This window comes from Corynebacterium sp. 5QC2CO (genome assembly GCF_024580435.1).
In the GTDB taxonomy this organism is placed as follows: domain Bacteria; phylum Actinomycetota; class Actinomycetes; order Mycobacteriales; family Mycobacteriaceae; genus Corynebacterium; species Corynebacterium jeikeium_D.
This window is the reverse complement of sequence record NZ_JANIKI010000003.1, coordinates 132135-149366: the sequence shown is the minus strand read 5'-3', so window position 1 is coordinate 149366 and position 17232 is coordinate 132135. Positions and strand designations below refer to the sequence as shown.

The window sequence follows — 17232 nt, the reverse complement described above, 5'->3', positions numbered from 1 at the left end:
AAGGTTACTCGAATGGGTGCTAGCGTTGAACCCATGAAACCCCTAACCGCAGCCAAGAAACTTGGCATTTTCCTCCCGGCAACACCCGAGGAATTTCGCACTGGTGAGATTTCGCACGCACAGTTTGCGGAACTGCAGTCCAATCCGCCGGAGTGGCTCGCTGAGCTACGCCGCAACGGACCGCACCCGCGCCCGGAAGTTGCCCGCAAGCTGGGCATTACTATCACGGCGTTGAAGAAGAATGACATGGACAAGCCGCTGACAACGGCGGAGATTAAGGATTTGCTCGAGCAGATGCCGGAGTGGCTGGAGGCCGCTCGTGAGTCCATGGCGAAGCAGCGCGTGGAAGCCGCTGAGGCAGAGTCCAAGAAGGACGACGGCCCCGGTCGGGCTGCCGCTGAAGCTGCTCGCAACGCCGAGAAATAGCAGACACAGCCGACACAGCTGACGTCTTCAAGGAGGTTTTCCCGTGGCCATCGACTACACCGCACATGCAATCAACCACAGGGGCAACGGTACGGTTGTCCTGATCGGCTCGCTGGGCACCACACAGGAGATGTGGGAGCCGCAGGTAGCCGCTTTGATCGAAAAGTACCAGGTCATCACGCCAGATGTCCGCGGCCACGGCGAATCCCCCATCCCCGAGGGCGAGTGGGACATGAGTCACCTGGCCGCCGACATCATCGAGGTCCTCGACGAGGAGGATGTTGACCGCGCACATTTTGTGGGACTATCTCTCGGCGGCGCCATCGCCCAGACCGTCGCACTAGAACACGCCGACCGTGTGGCCAGCCTGACGCTGTCGTCGACGGCGCCGAAGTTCGGCACCCCCGAGGCCTGGCAGGAAAAGGCCCAGCTCGTGCGCGACAAGGGCACGGTCGCGCTCGCCGATACTGTCGTCCGCAACTGGTTTACCGATAAGTGCTTCGACACCACACCCGAACTCCCAGCCCGCTTCCGCGACATGATCGCAGATTGCCCCGATGACGGCTACATCGGTGCCTGCGGCGCACTGTCCCGCTTCGATACCCGCGAGCGCCTCGCCGAGATCACCGCTCCGACGCTGGTTATCGCCGGCAAGCAGGACACCTCTACGTCTCTCGACGTCGTCACTTCGCTTCACGACGGCATCGCGGGCTCGACCATGGTCGTCATTTCGCCGGCCAAGCACCTGCTTAACCAGGAGACCCCGGAGTACTACAATTCTGCCCTGCTGGCGCACATTGATGGGATTGCCGACTAGCGCCTAATCGCAGCAATAAAAAATAAAAAATGACGCGACCTGCTCGCTGTCCATTCCACAGGGACGGCGCACGGGTCGCGTCATTTTTTCGAGTGCAATTGGAGGTTGCTATGACTGCAGTGGAAGAAGCTCGGATAATCAAGCGAACCGGTCTCCACCTGATGCTCATACTAACGACCACCAGCACTAATGGGAATAAGAAAACGAGAATGTTTCGTTAATCACCCCCATGACGGCCATCTCAAACGCTTACACTCTCCGCCCCAAAGCCCCAGCAGTCCGACTAGCGGACATGACAAAAATAGCCATTCACCTGGCTCTGTAGGTTAGCATTACCTAACATTGTCGGCTGTCAGTGATTGCCCGAATTCAATAGCACCCCCAACCGCAACGGGGGTAGTTTTCCGGGAAGACTGGGCGCAATGGCCGTCGTCAAGCAAATTCACGTCACCAATCGGGAAAAAACTTTTAAAAAAACAAGTGTCTCTCATCACACTCGTGCATAATGGGGTACAACAGTCATAGTCACTATGACGATGAACCGAGGCCATCGCGTTTATCTGCAGCGTATGAAAAGGCCTTAAGACAAAATTTCCACGACAATATTTCTAGGAGCATGTCATGAAGGACTTTCTGCCCCGTACTCACTTCGAAGAAGAGCACAACATGTTCCGCGACATGGTTCGCGGCTTCGTCGAGAAGGAAATCACCCCGAACGTAGAGCGCTGGCACAAGGAAGGTCAGCCGGACCGTGAGGTCTTCAAGAAGGCCGGCGAGCTGGGCCTGATCGGCATGTCTACCCCGGAGGCATACGGCGGCGGCGGAGAGATGGACTTCCGCTACAACCAGGTCCTGAACGAGGAGCTCTCCAACGCTGACTGTGGTTCCATCGTCGTTTCCTTCGGCGTTCTCAACGACCTGGTCGCTCCGTACCTGGCCAAGTTCGGTAACGAAGAGCAGAAGCAGAAGTACCTGGCTTCCATGAACGCCGGCGACACCATCGGCTGCCTCGCCATGACCGAGCCGGGCGCAGGTTCCGACCTGGCAGGTATGCGCACCTTCGCCAAGAAGGACGGCGACCACTACGTCCTCAACGGCACCAAGATCTTCATCTCCAACGGTATGATGGCCGACTTCGCTCTCGTCGCAGCTATCACCGACCCATCCAAGGGCCGCGCTGGCGTCTCCATGTTCATCGTCGACGCCGACCTCGAGGGCTTCACCAAGGCTGGCCCGCTGCAGAAGGTCGGCCTGAAGGCTCAGGACACTGCTGAGCTTAACTTCGACAACGTCCGCGTTCCGGCTGAGAACCTGCTCGGCGAAGAGGGCGCTGCCTTCGGCTACCTGCGCACCAACCTCGCTCACGAGCGCCTGACCCTGGCTTGCGGCTCTGTCGCAACTTCCCGCCGCGCCTGGACCCTGGCTTACAAGTACGCCCAGGAGCGCGAGGCATTCGGTCGCCCGATCATCCAGCACCAGGTCCACGGCCACTACCTGGCTGACATCGCCACCCGCGTCACCGCCCTGCAGGCTTTCGTTGACCAGGCCGTTATGGCCCACAACGCTGGCCAGCTGGACGAGACCGGTGCTTCCATGGCCAAGTACTGGACCACCGAGGAGCAGCAGGACATCGTTACCCGCTGCCTGCAGATGTTCGGTGGTTACGGCTTCATGCTCGAGTACCCGATCTCCACTCACTACCTCGACTCCAAGGTCCAGACCATTTACGGTGGCACCAACGAGATCATGAAGGAGATCATCTTCCGTCGTATCGCCAAGGGCGGCGCAGAGTAAATCGCGCACGTCGGCCTAGCTGATTCGACACAAACCCCGTCAGGTTTTCCTGGCGGGGTTTGTGCATACCTCAAAGTGGGTGGCTGGTGATTATTTACGAGGCTTGATTGGAGCTCCCCTCCCCTGTGCCACGCCCCTCACCAAAAACATTACCCCCGACAAAACCGAAACTATACAATGAGATACCCATCTCATATACTAAGATTCTGTTAGGTAATGGTGATGCACGTCACCAATTTCCCTTTAGGCCACGCGGGCGCGTGAGCCGGAGATGAAGGATCGGAGTTCCAGAGGTATGAGCACAACCAACTCGACCGCTACCCCTCAGCGAAGGGAGGTGTTTTCCACCCGAGCAGCCTTCATTTTCGCCGCCATCGGCTCGGCAGTCGGGCTCGGAAACATCTGGCGTTTCCCCTATGTCGCGTATGACTCCGGCGGTGGCGCCTTCCTTATCCCCTACCTGGTCGCACTTCTGACCGCAGGTATCCCACTGCTCTTCCTCGACTTCGCCATCGGCCACCGCTTCCGCGGGTCCGCACCGAAGTCGATGCGTCGCATCAAGCCCTGGGCTGAGCCAATCGGCTGGATCCAGGTCGGTATCGCCTTCTTCATTACCGTCTACTACGCCGTTATTATCGCGTGGTCCTTCATCTACGCCTGGAAGTCCATCCGCAAGAGCTGGGGCCCAGACGCCGAGACCCACTTCATGAAGGACTTCCTCCAAGTCGACACCGAGAGCGTCTTCTCACTGGACTTCGTCCCCTCGATTTCCATCGTCCTGCTCATTGTCTGGGTACTCGTCATCGGCATTCTGGCCGCTGGTGTGGACAAGGGCATCGGTAAGGTCTCGATTGTCTTCATCCCACTGTTGACGATCCTCTTCGTCGCAGTGGTCATCTACTCCCTGACTCTCGACGGCGCTGCACAGGGCCTGGACGCATTCTTCACTCCAGACTGGTCCGCACTCACTGACTCCAGCGTATGGATTGCCGCCTACGGCCAGATCTTCTTCTCCCTGTCCGTGGCCTTCGGCATTATGCTGACCTACGCCTCCTACCTGAAGCCACGCACGAACCTCACCGGCTCCGGCCTGGTCACCGCGTTCGCAAACTCCTCCTTCGAGGTTCTCGCCGGTATCGGTGTCTTCGCCACCCTCGGCTTCATGGCAACGCAGTCGAGTCAGGCCGTTGACGAGGTTGCAACCTCCGGTATTGGTCTTGCCTTCATCGCCTTCCCGACGGTCATCTCTGAGATGCCAAAGCTCGTCGGCTCCGTCTTCGGCCTGTTGTTCTTCCTCTCCCTGGCAATCGCCGGTGTGACCTCCCTGATGTCGCTGCTCGAGGTCGTCGTCTCCGCAGTCAAGGACAAGCTGAACCTCGGCCGCGTCCAGGCCACCCTCACCGTCGGTGGCGCCATGGCCGTCATTTCGCTGCTGGCCTTCCCGACCACCTCAGGTCTGGTAACCCTCGACATCGTCGATAAGTTCACCAATAACGTCGGTATCGTCCTGGTTGCACTGCTGACCATCATCGCAATCGACTGGATCCTGCGCCGCACCAACGAGTTCGCCATGCACCTCAACGCCGTGTCCTCGTTCAAGGTCGGCACCATGTGGCAGATCTTCGTCGGAAACATCACGCCGGTCATTCTCGCCGTCATCCTGTTCCAGGAGCTCATTGGACTTTTCCAGGAAAACTACGAAGGCTACTCCGACACCCAAATCGACATCTTTGGTTGGGGCGTCATCGGCGTGATTCTCATCGGTGCTCTGATTATGGCCATCCTGCCTTGGCGCGGCCAACACCGTCTCGATGGCCCTCCGGGCTCGGACTTCGGTGTGACGCCAGACTTCAAGCGGTCCTCACACCTGCCACGCAAGCACACTCCGGAAACCAAGGAGGTTTAAGCCAAATGTCCGGTATCGCAATTGTCATGATGGCACTGTTCATCATCGTCATCTGGGGCGGTCTGGCGGTCTCGCTGGTCAGCCTATCCAAGCACCCTGACGAGGTATCCGGTGAGCTGGGAGATCACCCAGAACTCACCAGCGAAGTACTAGGAGCGCAGGAAGAGCAGTAGTTCTTCACTACTACCTCTCCCCTGCCACTCCAGGTATCTGATTTACTCACCTACGAAACGCGGTGGTCGCTTCTCCAAGAAAGCGGCCACCGCTTCCTTATGGTCGGCCGAGACCGCCAAACGAGCCTGCGCGTCCGCCTCCGCCGCAGCAGCAGACAAGGTATCCCGGCGCAGCAGAGCCTTAATCTCCTTCAGCGCGGCCGTCGGCCCCGCCGCAAACTGGGCAGCCAACTCGCGTGCCCGAGTCGCTGGATTATCCACCACTTCAGTGACCAGGCCGAGGCTCAGGGCTTCGTCGGCAAGCACCTTCTTATCGAAGAACAACAGCTCACGCGCCTTCGAGTCGCTGACCATGCGCGGCAGCAGTGCCGACATGCCACAGTCCGTGGCCAGGCCAATCGACGGGAACGCCGCCTTGAACGACGCCTTCGGACCCGCGATACGGAAATCACAGTGCAGCGCCAGCGACCAGCCGGCACCCGCCGCAGCACCTTCGATAGCGGCAATAACCGGAACGTTAATCGCGGTCAGCTCCGCGACCATCGGGTTGTACTCCTCGACAACCTTGCCCATGCCGGCGCCGGACTGCAGGTCAGAAATGTGCTCCTTCAAGTCCTGGCCCGTACAAAACGCCTTCGGCCCGCCGAGCAGGATAACAGCGCGCACATCCGGCTCCTGCGCACGCTTAAAAGCGGCTTTTAGCTCCAAGCGGAGATTCTTATCCAGGGAGTTATAGGCATCCGGTCGATCGATGGTGATGGCTAGAATGCCGTCGGAAAAGTCTTGAGTAACGTTGCTCATAACCTTGCAGGTTATCGCAATCTCCCCCGCCCCGGACGCACTTTTGCACCAAATCATCCGCCGCGAGTAACAAGGGACACATGACACTTCCACGCCCCGCCACGCCTGACGACGTCCACGAGATCGTCGACCTCATCAAAGACCTGGCGGCCTACGAAAAAGAACCCGATGCCGTCCGACTGACCCCCGAGCGCCTGCGCGAACAGCTCTTCGGGGACAACCCTGCGATTTTCTGCCACGTCGTCGACTCCACATCCGGAAATTTGGACGACGGCGCCGGTGGCGGTGGCGGTGATGGTGGCAGCCCGCGCCTCGACGGCATTGCCCTGTGGTTCCTCAACTACTCCACCTGGGAAGGCACCCACGGCATCTACCTCGAAGACCTCTACGTCCGCCCCGAGGCACGCGGCACGGGCAAGGGCAAAGCACTGCTGCAGAACCTCGCGCGAATTGCCGTGGAGCGAGGCTACTCACGTGTCGAGTGGTGCGTCCTGAAGTGGAACCAACCCTCCATCGACTTCTACCGCTCCCTCGGTGCCTTCCCCATGGACGAATGGCACACCTTCCGCCTCACCGGCGAGGCACTGAACACCTTCGGCGCCTAACTACCGCACCGCCACATCCGGAAAATTTCGCCGCGCCGTCGCAATCGCATCCGATATCGCCACGGCACGCTCATGCTTGACGACGTCCGCTGCGCCACAAAAATCCGCCGCAGTACCTTGGCCCCGACTGCGCTGTAGCACCCAATTATCCACCCCAGCGTCGGCCAGTTGGTCCGCTAGCTTTGGGAGCGTGCGCAGCTGTTCCGGGCAGTCGAAGACCGTGGTGCGCACCTCGAAATCGCAACCCGCTGCTTGCAACAACTCCAGGCTGCGCCAAGCGCGTCCGGCTGCTCGCTCGGCCGCCGCAAAGCTACTCGCGCCGATAGCCTGCCCATAGGCAGCCGGCTGAGGTGCGGCCTTGATATCCAGCCCCACCCAATCAACAAGCTGCCGATCAAGAATGCGCGCTAGCAGCGCAGGATACATCCCATTGGTATGCAGACCGACGGCAAAGCCCAGTTCACGAACCTGCCGAATGGCGGCCGGCAATCCGCGCTGCCGAGTTGGCTCGCCGCCGCTGAACACGAAGCCGTCGAGAAGCCCGCGCCTGCGGCGCGCGAGCCCCGTGACTTCCTCCCACGGCACTTTTTCGCTGTCAGCGGTGGTGCCGCGGAGGCCGGGGTTGTGGCAGTACGGGCAATTCCATGAGCAGCCTTTCGTGAACACGGTGGCGACAAGGCGGCCCGGCCAGTCGACCATGGAAAACGGGGTCAGCCCGGCGATAGTGATGTCAGGCATGGCTGACCGGCGCGGTGAATGTGGTGCGTTGGAAGTATTCGCCCTTCTTGCCGATGTTGAAACTGCTCACCGGCCGGAAATACCCCATGACACGCGTCCACACCTCCGCATCATTTCCGCAGTTTGGGCACTGGAAATGCTCTCCAGCGAGGTAGCCGTGCGTGGGGCAGATGGAGAATGTCGGGGTCACCGTGAGATACGGCAACCGATGGGTTTCCAGCGCGCGGCGAACCAGGGCTTTGCAGGAGGCGCCGTCGGCAAGCGATGCCCCGAGGTAGAGATGCATAACCGTGCCGCCGGTGTAGAGCGTCTGCAGCTCGTCCTGGGCGTCGAGTGCTTCGAAGGGATCGTCGGTGAGATCCACTGGCAGTTGCGTGGAATTGGTGTAGTACGGATTGTCCTTCGTGCCGGCCTGCAGGATGTCGGGGAAGGCGGCGCGGTCGGTTTTGGCGAATCGATAGGTCGCGCCCTCCGCGGGCGTGGCCTCGAGGTTGTACATATGCCCCGTGGCCTCCTGGATTTTCACCAGGCGAGCGCGAATATGCTCGAGCACGCGGCGCGCCATGGCCTCGCCGTCCATCGAGGCCAAGTCCGTGGCATCGTTAGTGAGGTTGCGCACCATCTCGTTGCCGCCATTGACACCGATGGTGGAGAAATGATTGTCAAAGGAAGCCAGCCAGTGCTTCGAGTATGGGTAAAGGCCCAGCTCCATGAACTTATCGACCGCCGCCCGACGGCGCTCCAAAGTATCCGCAGCCACATCGATGAGGTGGTCCAGTTCGGTAATAAGGCCCTCCCAGTCGCCCTTGTGGAGGTAGCCCAACCGAGCCAGATTGATGGTCACTACACCAATGGATCCTGTTTGCTCGGCCGAACCAAAGAGGCCATTGCCACGCTCTCGCGCAGGTCCAGCTGCAGGCGGCAGCACATCGAGCGAATTTGGCCAGGATTCAAGTCAGAGTTAATGAAATTTTGAAAATACGGCAGGCCGTACTTGGCGGTCATCGCGAAGATGTCGTCGGCAAGCGTGCTCTCCCACGCGAAGTCTTCGGTGATGTTGTACGTCGGAATCGGGAACGTGAAGACGCGCCCGTCGACGTCGCCGGCACTCATGACATCGATGAACGCGCAGTTGATCAGCTCCATTTCGGCGGCAAGCTCGCCGTATGTGAAGTCGCAGACCTCGTCGCCAATGAGCGGATACTGCTCGGCGAGATCTGCCGGGCACGTGATGTCGAAGGTGAGGTTGGTAAAGGGCGTCTGCGAGCCCCATCTGCTGGATGCGTTAAGCGAGAAGACCATCTCCTGCAGGCATTGCCGCACGTCGTCGTAGCTCATGTGGTCCAGGCGCACAAATGGCGCCATGTAGGTGTCGAAGGAGCTGAACGCCTGCGCGCCGGCCCACTCGTTTTGCAGGGTTCCCAGGAAGTTGACGATTTGCCCGCATGCCGACGACATGTGCTTCGGCGGCGCGGAGTTCACGGCATTCGGGACACCGGAAAAGCCCTCTTCCAGCAGTTGGCGCAGCGACCAGCCCGCGCAGTAGCCACCGAGAACATCCAGGTCATGGATGTGGATTGCTCCCTGCTTATGGGCTGCGGCCGCCTTATCCGAGAAAACTTCGGAGAGCCAGTAGTTGGCAATGACTTTGCCAGCGACGTTGAGGACGAGGCCGCCGTAGGAGAAGTCCTGGTTGGCGTTGGCGTTGACGCGCCAGTCACTGCGATCCAGGTATTCATTAACGCATCCAATTGGGTCAATAGCAATACCATTCATAATTGCCGACCCTACCGGGTTAATTACATGGAAGTAAGTCCACGGGCGCGTGATACTAGTCACCAGCTGACACAAGATGCATTGTTTACATAAACGCAAAACACTATATGCAGCGCCTTTGCCGATCCGCGCCGCTAATTGCCGCTACCTGTTGTGGTTGTGGAAAACTGTCAAACCCACCGAGTTATCCACAGGGACGTCGTTTAGCCGCCCCTCCCCTACATCCGGACTTTTACAGTCAAAGCATGACAGTTCTCGGGATCATCGCTTCCCTCGCCTCGCGTGGGATGGACACGCTGGCAGAGCTCCACGCCGCCCGTCCCGACGGTCACGACGCCACCTCCCACCTGGCAGCTACCCTCGGCCTTGACCCGGCGCGCCTCCGGCTTTTGCTCCGTGTGGCCGCCCACTATCTACAGCCTGCTGACACCGAGGAAAACACCAAAGCCCGCGAAGATGCCACCGCTCTGGCCCGCCAACTCGGGCTTAGCCTGGACACCTGCGTGCTTATCGACAAGCGCAGCCGCCAAGCCAACAACGCAGAACTCCACGACAACCTGCGGCTCACATTCGTCGCTGCCGCCGAGCGCCTCGGCTTCGAAGAACTCGATCTCTACATGAGGGAAACCCTCACTGAACTCAACACCGAAGATGAACCACCCCAGCACCTGCGCGCCCGGTTTTCCCGGAAGGTAGACATCCGGGGAATGAAGCACTTCCACATCTCCGGCCCCTCCGACATGCTCGACAATCTCCTGTCGCCGCTTACCATCCGCGCCGCAGAAATCCGGAAGTCCCATCCGGAGTTTTCCCACGACCGCTGCGTCGGCCAAGCGCTTGCCGAGCGTCTCGAGTATGCCGGTGCCGCAACACCCGTCGACAAGCTCGATGAAATGCGCTACCAACCCGCCATCATCATCACCGCACAAGACCTCATCGACTACAGCCCGCGCTTCGCCGCCACCACCAACGGCTCCGCGCTCGCCCCCGACGTCTTCCTCAACGCCCTACTCGCCGACACCGGATGGGCCGTGCTTTACGACGAACACAGCGCCATTACGGACTTATTTCCCATCGGCAACCCTCGTCTGGCGACCGAGACTCAGCGCATCGCGATGCTCATCGACAACCCCGTCTGCGCCTGGCCAGGCTGTGAACGCCCCGCCTATAGCGGACAAGCGCACCACCTAGTCGCCCATAAACACGGCGGCACAACCACGCTGGACAACCTCACCATGGTCTGCAGGGAACACAACGGGCTCAACGACGACGACCGGGAAGGACGCAACGGCCACCTTGAACGCATCCCCACATCCGGACATATTCGATGGCGCCCGCCAGACAAAACACGACCACCGCTGTTCAGCAACTCATTTGTGACATCGATGTCCGGGAGGTCCTACGCCGGATACCGGGCGGGCACGACGAAACAGCTTGGGCCGGAGCCACCACCTCCGGACTAAAACCCGGATGTACGGGAAAACCCGTCCTAGCGCACTGCTAGAACGGGTACTTGCGCTGCAAAAACACAGAATTAGATGAGGTTCCAGTCCTCGATGCCGTCGTAAAGCGGGAATTCCTGAGCGACCTTGGAAACACGAGCACGCAGGGAGTCAACATCCGCATTCTTGCCGGCGGCGAGAGCAGTACCGATGACATCGGCGACCTCGGTGAACGCCTTCTCGTCGAGACCACGGGTGGCCAGCGCCGGAGTACCAATACGAAGTCCGGATGTAACCATCGGAGGACGCGGGTCAAACGGAACGGCATTACGGTTGACGGTGATGCCAACAGCGTGGAGCAAATCCTCGGCTTCCTGGCCGTTCATCTCAGAATTGCGCAGATCCGCCAGAACCAGGTGGACATCGGTGCCGCCAGTGAGAACATCGACACCAGCCTCGGCGCAGTCGGAAGCGGTGAGACGCTCAGCCAGAATGCGGGCACCGGCGAGAGTGCGCTGCTGGCGCTCCTTGAACTCCTCGGTACCAGCAATCTTCAGCGCCACGGCCTTGCCGGCGATAGCGTGCATCAGCGGACCACCCTGCTGCCCCGGGAAAACAGCGGAGTTCAGCTTCTTGGCGTACTCCTGCTTGGCCAAAATCATGCCCGAACGTGGACCACCAAGGGTCTTGTGGACGGTGGTCGACACAACGTCAGAATGCGGAACCGGCGACGGGTGCAGACCGGCGGCAACCAGACCTGCGAAGTGCGCCATGTCCGTCCACAGCTTCGCGCCGACCTCATCGGCGATGGAGCGGAATGCTTCGAAGTCGAGGTGGCGCGGGTACGCCGACCAACCTGCGATGAGAACATCCGGCTTTTCTGCGAGCGCCTGCTCACGCACCTTGTCCATATCGATCCGCATGGTGTCCTTATCCACACCGTACGCGGCGACGTGGTAGAGCTTGCCTGAGAAGTTCAGCTTCATGCCGTGGGTCAGGTGACCGCCGTGTGCCAGGTCGAGACCCATAATCTTGTCGCCGGCGTTGATCAGCGCATGCAGAACGGCAGCGTTGGCCTGCGCGCCTGCGTGCGGCTGAACGTTAGCGAACTCAGCGCCGAAGAGCTCCTTGGCGCGGTTGCGTGCCATGTCCTCGACGACGTCGACGTATTCGCAGCCGCCGTAGTAACGACGACCCGGGTAGCCTTCGGCGTACTTGTTGGTCAGAACCGAGCCCTGAGCTTGCAGCACTGCACGTGGAACAAAGTTCTCACTAGCAATCATTTCGAGCATGTCACGCTGACGAGAGAGCTCCCCTGCCATTGCCTCTGCGAGGTCGGGATCGAGTTCACGCAGCGATTGGTAGCGGACATCGTTATTGTTAGACCCGGTCATGAGTAGGTTTTCGACCTTTCAATGAAACTTCAATGCCACAGGCCATGCTAGCCCTTTATGGGGCAAACCACGAAAGCAACACCATTCAGGTATGCCCCCTTTGTTGTTCCGTTTTCCGGTTTTAGGCCCCCCTTGGCACAATTGGAAGTATGACGCGCGCAACATCCCCCAGCCCGTACGTCGAGTTCAAACGCGAGCAGTGGCGCGAAATGCGCAAGAATATGCCTCTGGTGCTGACGGAAGAGGAAGCTGAACGACTTTCCGGTATCGGTGAAAACATCGACCTGGACGAAGTCGCCGAGGTCTATCTTCCGCTTTCTCGTCTGATTCACATGCGTGTGGCGGCGCATCGGGAGCTGAACGCCGTAACGTCGAACTTCCTTGGGGAAAATCCTTCGAAGGGGGCGTCGGTGCCGTTTATTATCGGCGTCGCGGGTTCGGTGGCGGTCGGCAAGTCAACGACGGCGCGTTTGCTGCAGGTGCTGCTCGAGCGCTGGGAGACTAATCCGCGGGTGGACTTGGTTACTACTGATGGCTTCCTCTACCCTTCTGAGGAATTGAATCGCCGTGGGATTATGCAGCGCAAGGGGTATCCGGAGTCGTATGATCAGCGTGCGTTGATGCGGTTTGTCACCGCGGTGAAGTCGGGGGCGCGGCATGTGAAGGCGCCGGTGTATTCGCACACGCTCTATGACCGGGTGCCGGATGAGTTCGTCGATGTTGACCGTCCGGACATTCTCATTCTCGAGGGGCTCAACGTTTTGCAGACGGGCCCGACGCTGATGATTTCCGATCTTTTCGATTTCAGTGTCTACGTCGATGCCCCGCGCGCGGACATCGAGCGTTGGTACATCAGCCGTTTCCTCCGTCTCCGCCAGACAGCGTTTCGCGCTCCGGGCGCGCACTTCGCGGATTACGCCACGCTTGACGACGAAGCTGCGGCCGAGGTGGCCCGACGCATTTGGCAGCAGGTGAACTTGCCTAACCTTACGGAAAATATTCTGCCCACTCGAGTGCGGGCCTCGTTGGTTCTGACGAAGTCTCGGGACCACAAAGTTTCGAGGGTCCGGATGCGCAAACTCTAACATCCGGAAATTTTTCCGGATGTAGGGAGGTTATTTGCCGAAGCGGCGTGAGCGCTGCGAAAAGTCTCGAAGTGCGCGGAGGAAGTCGATGCGGCGGAATTCGGGCCAGTAGGTATCGGTGAACCAAATCTCGGAGTAGGCGGTTTGCCAGAGTAGGAAGCCGCTGAGCCGCTGTTCTCCGGAAGTGCGGATGACTAGATCGGGGTCCGGTTGTCCGGATGTGTAGAGGCGGCGAGAAATAGCGTCGGTGGTGATGCGCTCCTCAAGCTCGGAAGCATCGATTCCCTCGGCAACTGATTCCCGGATGATTCTGCGTACTGCATCGACGATTTCCTGCCGGCCGCCGTAGCCAACGGCGATGTTGACCTGGATGCCGGTGTTGTTCGCGGTGACTTCTTCGTCGTGGCGCAGCCGGGCGGTCATTCTTTCCGGAAGGAGCTCGAGGTGGCCGACCATGCGCAGGCGCACGTCATTAGGCGATTGTGCCAATTCGTCGACGACGTCAGCGATGATGTCGAACAGTAACTCCAGCTCTTCGGGGTCTCGCCCGAGGTTTTCGGTGGAGAGCAGGTAGATGGTGACCAGCTCGATTTCCTGCTCGGCACACCAGCCGACGAATTCTGCGATTTTGCGGGAGCCGACGCGGTGGCCGTGGCTGACGTCGGTGAATCCAGCCTCCCTCGCCCAGCGGCGATTGCCATCGGCCATGATGGCAACGTGCTTGGGGCGAGGTTTTCCTTCTAGCTCTTGGGCTAGTTTGCGCTCGTAGAGCGGATAGGCAATGCGCCGGAGTGAGGACGGCTGGTTTTCTTTCACATATGTAACCCTACCCAATGGGCACGGCCACTTTGTGCTTAGTCGCGTGCCTGCCGACGCTTCCGGACTTCTGCCGCAAGCGTACGCAGCAGCCGGTCGGTGGTTTCCCAATCCATGCACGCATCGGTGACGGACTTGCCGTAAACGAGGCCCTTACGACCATCGGTAATTTTTTGCGCACCGGCTTCGAGGAAGGACTCCATCATGATGCCGGTGATGCGCTCGTCGCCACCCCCGATGAGCTTGCCGAGCTCCTCAACGACCTCGGCCTGGCGCACCTCGGATTTTCCGGAATTGGCGTGGGAGGCATCCACCATAATGCTGACGGTTTGCTCGGCCTTTTTCAGGCGGGCTTCGGCGTCGTTAAGCGATGCCTCGTCCCAGTTCGGGCCGGAGGTGCCACCGCGGAGGATGAGGTGACAGTTGTGGTTGCCGGCGGTTTCGACGACGGCGGCGCGGCCCTGGTCGTTCATGCCGAAGAAGAAGTGCGGGTTTGCTGCGGAGACCAGCGAGTCCACGGCGACCTGGACGTTGCCGTCGGTGCCGTTTTTGAAGCCGATGGGCATGGAAAGTCCGGAAGCGAGCTGGCGGTGGACCTGCGATTCCGTGGTGCGCGCACCAATTGCACCCCAGGAGACGGCGTCGGCGATGTACTGCGGGCTGTTGGGTTCGAGGAATTCGGCGCCGGCGGGCAGTCCGGTGCGCAGGACTTCAATCAACACCTCGCGGGCCATGTGCAGGCCCTTGTTGATTTTGAAGGAGCTATCCAGGTCGGGGTCGTTGATGAGTCCCTTCCACCCGACGGTGGTGCGAGGCTTTTCGAAGTAGACACGCATGACGACCAGCAGGTCCTCGTCGAGCTCATCGGCGGTGGCCTTCAGGCGGCGGGCGTAGTCGATGGCGGCCTCGGGGTCGTGGATGGAGCACGGGCCGACAACGACCAGCAGGCGATCGTCCTCACGGGCGATGACGCGGGCGATGTCGAGTCGCGACTGCTCCACTTCGTTAACCAGGTTCGGGGTCAAAGGCTGTTTGGCCATGACCTCTTCTGGGGAGGGCAGGTCGTGGAAGGCTACGACGCGGCGGTTCGCGGTCGAGGCGGGGGCTTCGAGGGAAGTTGGAGGGGTCATCTGAGGTCTCTTTTCTCTGGGGGATTAGTTGCGCATTTTGGCTGTAGATACGACAAAAGGCAGCGCCCCTATTGGTGGGGCTGCTGCCTTTGGCTCCGGTTGGTGGCGACGTGACGATTAGCCGCCGGCTGTGACTATGTCGTCACTGCCTCCGGAGCCTTCGAAAAATAAAATCGCCACATACGCATGTGCTTGACTGTAGCGCACTGCTTAGAATCCCGCAATTCGAACTCCAAATCCCGCCACATGGGACACAATCGAGGGGCGCGCGCAACTACCCGTCGTCAAGCGGCGCGCACATGCCTTGACGCTAACTACTCCGCTTCACGACGCTGCTCTGCTGCAGCCATCGCTTTATCCACGGCCTCGGAATCGAAGGGATCCATACCGTGCGCCTCGGCGAACTTCCGGCGAGCGGCCATGCGCTTCGCGCGGCGCGAGAGGTCCCAGCCGAGAGCCAGGATGACGATGAGCAAAACGACAATGATGAGCAGGCCAATAGGAGAGGCCTTACCGAAGTCAGCACCCCGCGGACCAGTGGGGTTCTGCGCCAGGAAAATTGTCGTGCGAGCCGCCAAGGCATCGAAGCTTTCAATCATGAGTTCCAGCTTAGCGTTAATTCCGGACTATTCCGCGTCGGGGTCGATACCGGCGAAGAGATCGGTCTCTGGCAGCTCGGTCTGCACGCGAGTGCGGGCGAGTTCAAACTCTTCGGTCGGCCAAACGCGCTGCTGAATGTCTACCGGCACGGCGAAGAATGGCCCGTTCGGATCGATCTGCGTGGCGTGCGCCAGCAGCGCCTGATCCCGCTGCTGGAAGTAATCGCCGCACTCGACCTGCGTGGTCACGCGGGTCATGATGTCGCCGGGAGTCTTAGTCCAACGACGGAAGGACTCGGCCAGCGGGCTTTCCAAGCCGTTGTCACGGTAGTAGTTATCCAGCGCGATGAGGCGCGCCTTGATGAAACCGTGGGTGTAGTAGAGCTTGGAAATCTCCCATGGTTCACCGAGCTCGGGGTACTTATCCGTTCCGGACTCCAACCAGGCGCGCATGGACACGATATGGGTCATGATGTGGTCCGGGTGCGGGTAGCCACCGTTTTCGTCGTAAGTAATGACGACGTGCGGACGGAACTCGCGGATTGCCCGGATGAGAGGCTTGGTCGCATCCTCGACCGATTGGCGAGCAAACACACCATGCGACAGCACCGGCACCGGGTTGCCCGCAGGCAGACCGGAGTCGGTAAAGCCGAGCCACTCATGTTCAACACCGAGAATCTCAGCGGCTGCAGCCATTTCGTGGACGCGCACCGCGGCGATATTCTCCCGCACCTCCGGCCGATCCATCGCCGGGTTGAGAATGCTACCGGCCTCACCGCCGGTGCAGGTCACCACTTTGACGCGATGCCCTTCCGCCGCATATCGGGCCATTGTTGCGGCGCCCTTGCTCGATTCGTCATCAGGATGAGCGTGAATTGCCATCAGACGAAGTGCCAATTGAAGTCACTCCCGCTACTATCTCAGTCCGTTTTTCTGGCCGAGGCCGGAGCCCTTCGACCGCAACGACGCTACTACAGCACCGTTTCAATACCGCCCCACTATAGCGCTGCAGCATCACATGACCACGCAACATCGCTACTCGGTGGAACGACATAGCAGCAGGACACCGCGCCACACCAGAAAGATTGTTTAACTGTCAACATTTTACCACGTCGGCCAAGAACTCCGATAGGCTAAAAAGCATGGCTGAAAGTTCGGAGCGAAACACCCGAAATACCGCGGCGCCGAAGCGAGAGCGCGAGCGCTATGGGGATAATAATCGCACTCTCCCCGCGAAATTGGTTGTTATCGCTATTGTTGGCATGCTCGTCATCGCCGGCGCATACATCTTCGTTCAGATGAACCGCGTCTCCGCCCCGGATGTCTCTGCAACGCAAGCGGGCTGGAGCCGCACTCCAGGTAAGGAAGATGAGCAGTTCATCTTCACGCTGGACGTCACCCGCGAAAAGCCGGAGCTGGATAGCTACTGCATCATCTACGCGCTGAACTATGACGTGGCAGAGGTCGGTCGTCGCGACGTATTCATCCCGGGCGGCGGCCCCGCTACGGTGCGTATGGACGTCCCCATTGCCACCCGCGAGTTGGCCGTCGCAGGCGATGTCTACGGCTGCTCCACCGACATTCCAGAGTTCCTCGCACCTGCTAAGTAACCTCCTTTCGCAACCGAGGATTATGCGCTTCCACGGCACGTCGTAAAGCGTTCGCGACAACACTCCGACGCGCCTGTTATTGCCATGTGGCGTGACAGTGCTATCCTGTGACGCAGCCGA

16 protein-coding genes and 1 pseudogene are annotated in these 17232 nt (G+C 59.9%); 9 read left to right on the top strand and 8 right to left on the bottom strand.

Annotated elements, in window-relative coordinates:
- The first annotated feature begins 33 nt into the window (after positions 1-33).
- The 5 genes from NQ014_RS04295 (at position 34) to metS (ending at position 5116) form a co-directional block, all read left to right on the top strand.
- The gene (locus NQ014_RS04295) at positions 34-426 is read left to right on the top strand and encodes a DUF5997 family protein (RefSeq protein ID WP_049189392.1); all 393 of its coding nucleotides are present in this window, start codon (positions 34-36) and stop codon (positions 424-426) included.
- Positions 427-469: 43 nt separating this feature from the next.
- Complete coding sequence (locus NQ014_RS04290; RefSeq protein ID WP_257073893.1) at positions 470-1243, top strand: alpha/beta hydrolase; 774 nt, start codon at positions 470-472, stop codon at positions 1241-1243.
- Positions 1244-1864: 621 nt separating this feature from the next.
- Positions 1865-3037 (top strand): acyl-CoA dehydrogenase family protein, encoded by a 1173-nt coding sequence (locus NQ014_RS04285; RefSeq protein ID WP_048759734.1) that lies wholly within the window; start codon positions 1865-1867, stop codon positions 3035-3037.
- A gap of 295 nt (positions 3038-3332) precedes the next feature.
- A complete protein-coding gene (locus NQ014_RS04280) occupies positions 3333-4943 on the top strand; it encodes a sodium-dependent transporter (RefSeq protein WP_257073892.1) in 1611 nt (536 codons plus the stop codon).
- A gap of 5 nt (positions 4944-4948) precedes the next feature.
- On the top strand, positions 4949-5116 hold the full coding sequence (gene metS, locus NQ014_RS04275; RefSeq protein ID WP_048733989.1) for a methionine/alanine import NSS transporter subunit MetS: 168 nt from the start codon (positions 4949-4951) through the stop codon (positions 5114-5116).
- Between the two features lie 42 nt (positions 5117-5158).
- Here the strand turns inward: metS and NQ014_RS04270 are convergent, their stop codons facing one another.
- The gene (locus NQ014_RS04270) at positions 5159-5917 is read right to left on the bottom strand and encodes an enoyl-CoA hydratase-related protein (RefSeq protein WP_257073890.1); all 759 of its coding nucleotides are present in this window, start codon (positions 5915-5917) and stop codon (positions 5159-5161) included.
- An 80-nt stretch (positions 5918-5997) separates the two neighbouring features.
- Between NQ014_RS04270 and NQ014_RS04265 the strand changes: the two genes are divergently transcribed.
- Complete coding sequence (locus NQ014_RS04265) at positions 5998-6522, top strand: GNAT family N-acetyltransferase (RefSeq protein WP_257073889.1); 525 nt, start codon at positions 5998-6000, stop codon at positions 6520-6522.
- On the opposite strand, the gene NQ014_RS04260 is transcribed toward NQ014_RS04265, so the two are convergent.
- Positions 6523-7260, bottom strand: a complete 738-nt coding sequence (locus NQ014_RS04260; protein ID WP_257073888.1) for an anaerobic ribonucleoside-triphosphate reductase activating protein — start codon at positions 7258-7260, stop codon at positions 6523-6525.
- Positions 7253-9036: pseudogene (locus NQ014_RS04255) on the bottom strand (ribonucleoside triphosphate reductase). The gene NQ014_RS04260 and the pseudogene NQ014_RS04255 overlap by 8 nt, the downstream one beginning before the upstream one ends.
- A 245-nt stretch (positions 9037-9281) precedes the next feature.
- Between NQ014_RS04255 and NQ014_RS04250 the strand changes: the two are divergent.
- The gene (locus tag NQ014_RS04250) at positions 9282-10499 is read left to right on the top strand and encodes an HNH endonuclease signature motif containing protein (protein WP_257073887.1); all 1218 of its coding nucleotides are present in this window, start codon (positions 9282-9284) and stop codon (positions 10497-10499) included.
- A 71-nt stretch (positions 10500-10570) separates the two neighbouring features.
- On the opposite strand, the gene glyA is transcribed toward NQ014_RS04250, so the two are convergent.
- A complete protein-coding gene (gene glyA, locus NQ014_RS04245; protein ID WP_257073885.1) occupies positions 10571-11872 on the bottom strand; it encodes a serine hydroxymethyltransferase in 1302 nt (433 codons plus the stop codon).
- 149 nt (positions 11873-12021) lie between these two features.
- Here glyA and coaA point away from each other — a divergent pair, with 149 nt between their 5' ends.
- Positions 12022-12957 (top strand): type I pantothenate kinase, encoded by a 936-nt coding sequence (coaA, locus tag NQ014_RS04240; RefSeq protein ID WP_042388837.1) that lies wholly within the window; start codon positions 12022-12024, stop codon positions 12955-12957.
- 30 nt (positions 12958-12987) lie between these two features.
- On the opposite strand, the gene NQ014_RS04235 is transcribed toward coaA, so the two are convergent.
- The 4 genes from NQ014_RS04235 to mca form a co-directional block, all read right to left on the bottom strand.
- Positions 12988-13773 (bottom strand): isoprenyl transferase, encoded by a 786-nt coding sequence (locus NQ014_RS04235; protein WP_016423188.1) that lies wholly within the window; start codon positions 13771-13773, stop codon positions 12988-12990.
- A 38-nt stretch (positions 13774-13811) separates the two neighbouring features.
- Positions 13812-14903 (bottom strand): 3-deoxy-7-phosphoheptulonate synthase, encoded by a 1092-nt coding sequence (locus NQ014_RS04230; protein WP_257073883.1) that lies wholly within the window; start codon positions 14901-14903, stop codon positions 13812-13814.
- 314 nt (positions 14904-15217) lie between these two features.
- Complete coding sequence (locus tag NQ014_RS04225; protein WP_048733974.1) at positions 15218-15502, bottom strand: hypothetical protein; 285 nt, start codon at positions 15500-15502, stop codon at positions 15218-15220.
- A 27-nt stretch (positions 15503-15529) separates the two neighbouring features.
- The gene (gene mca, locus NQ014_RS04220) at positions 15530-16384 is read right to left on the bottom strand and encodes a mycothiol conjugate amidase Mca (RefSeq protein WP_049190700.1); all 855 of its coding nucleotides are present in this window, start codon (positions 16382-16384) and stop codon (positions 15530-15532) included.
- A 260-nt stretch (positions 16385-16644) separates the two neighbouring features.
- Between mca and NQ014_RS04215 the strand changes: the two genes are divergently transcribed.
- The gene (locus tag NQ014_RS04215; protein WP_070767188.1) at positions 16645-17112 is read left to right on the top strand and encodes a DUF4307 domain-containing protein; all 468 of its coding nucleotides are present in this window, start codon (positions 16645-16647) and stop codon (positions 17110-17112) included.
- The last annotated feature ends 120 nt before the right edge of the window (positions 17113-17232 follow it).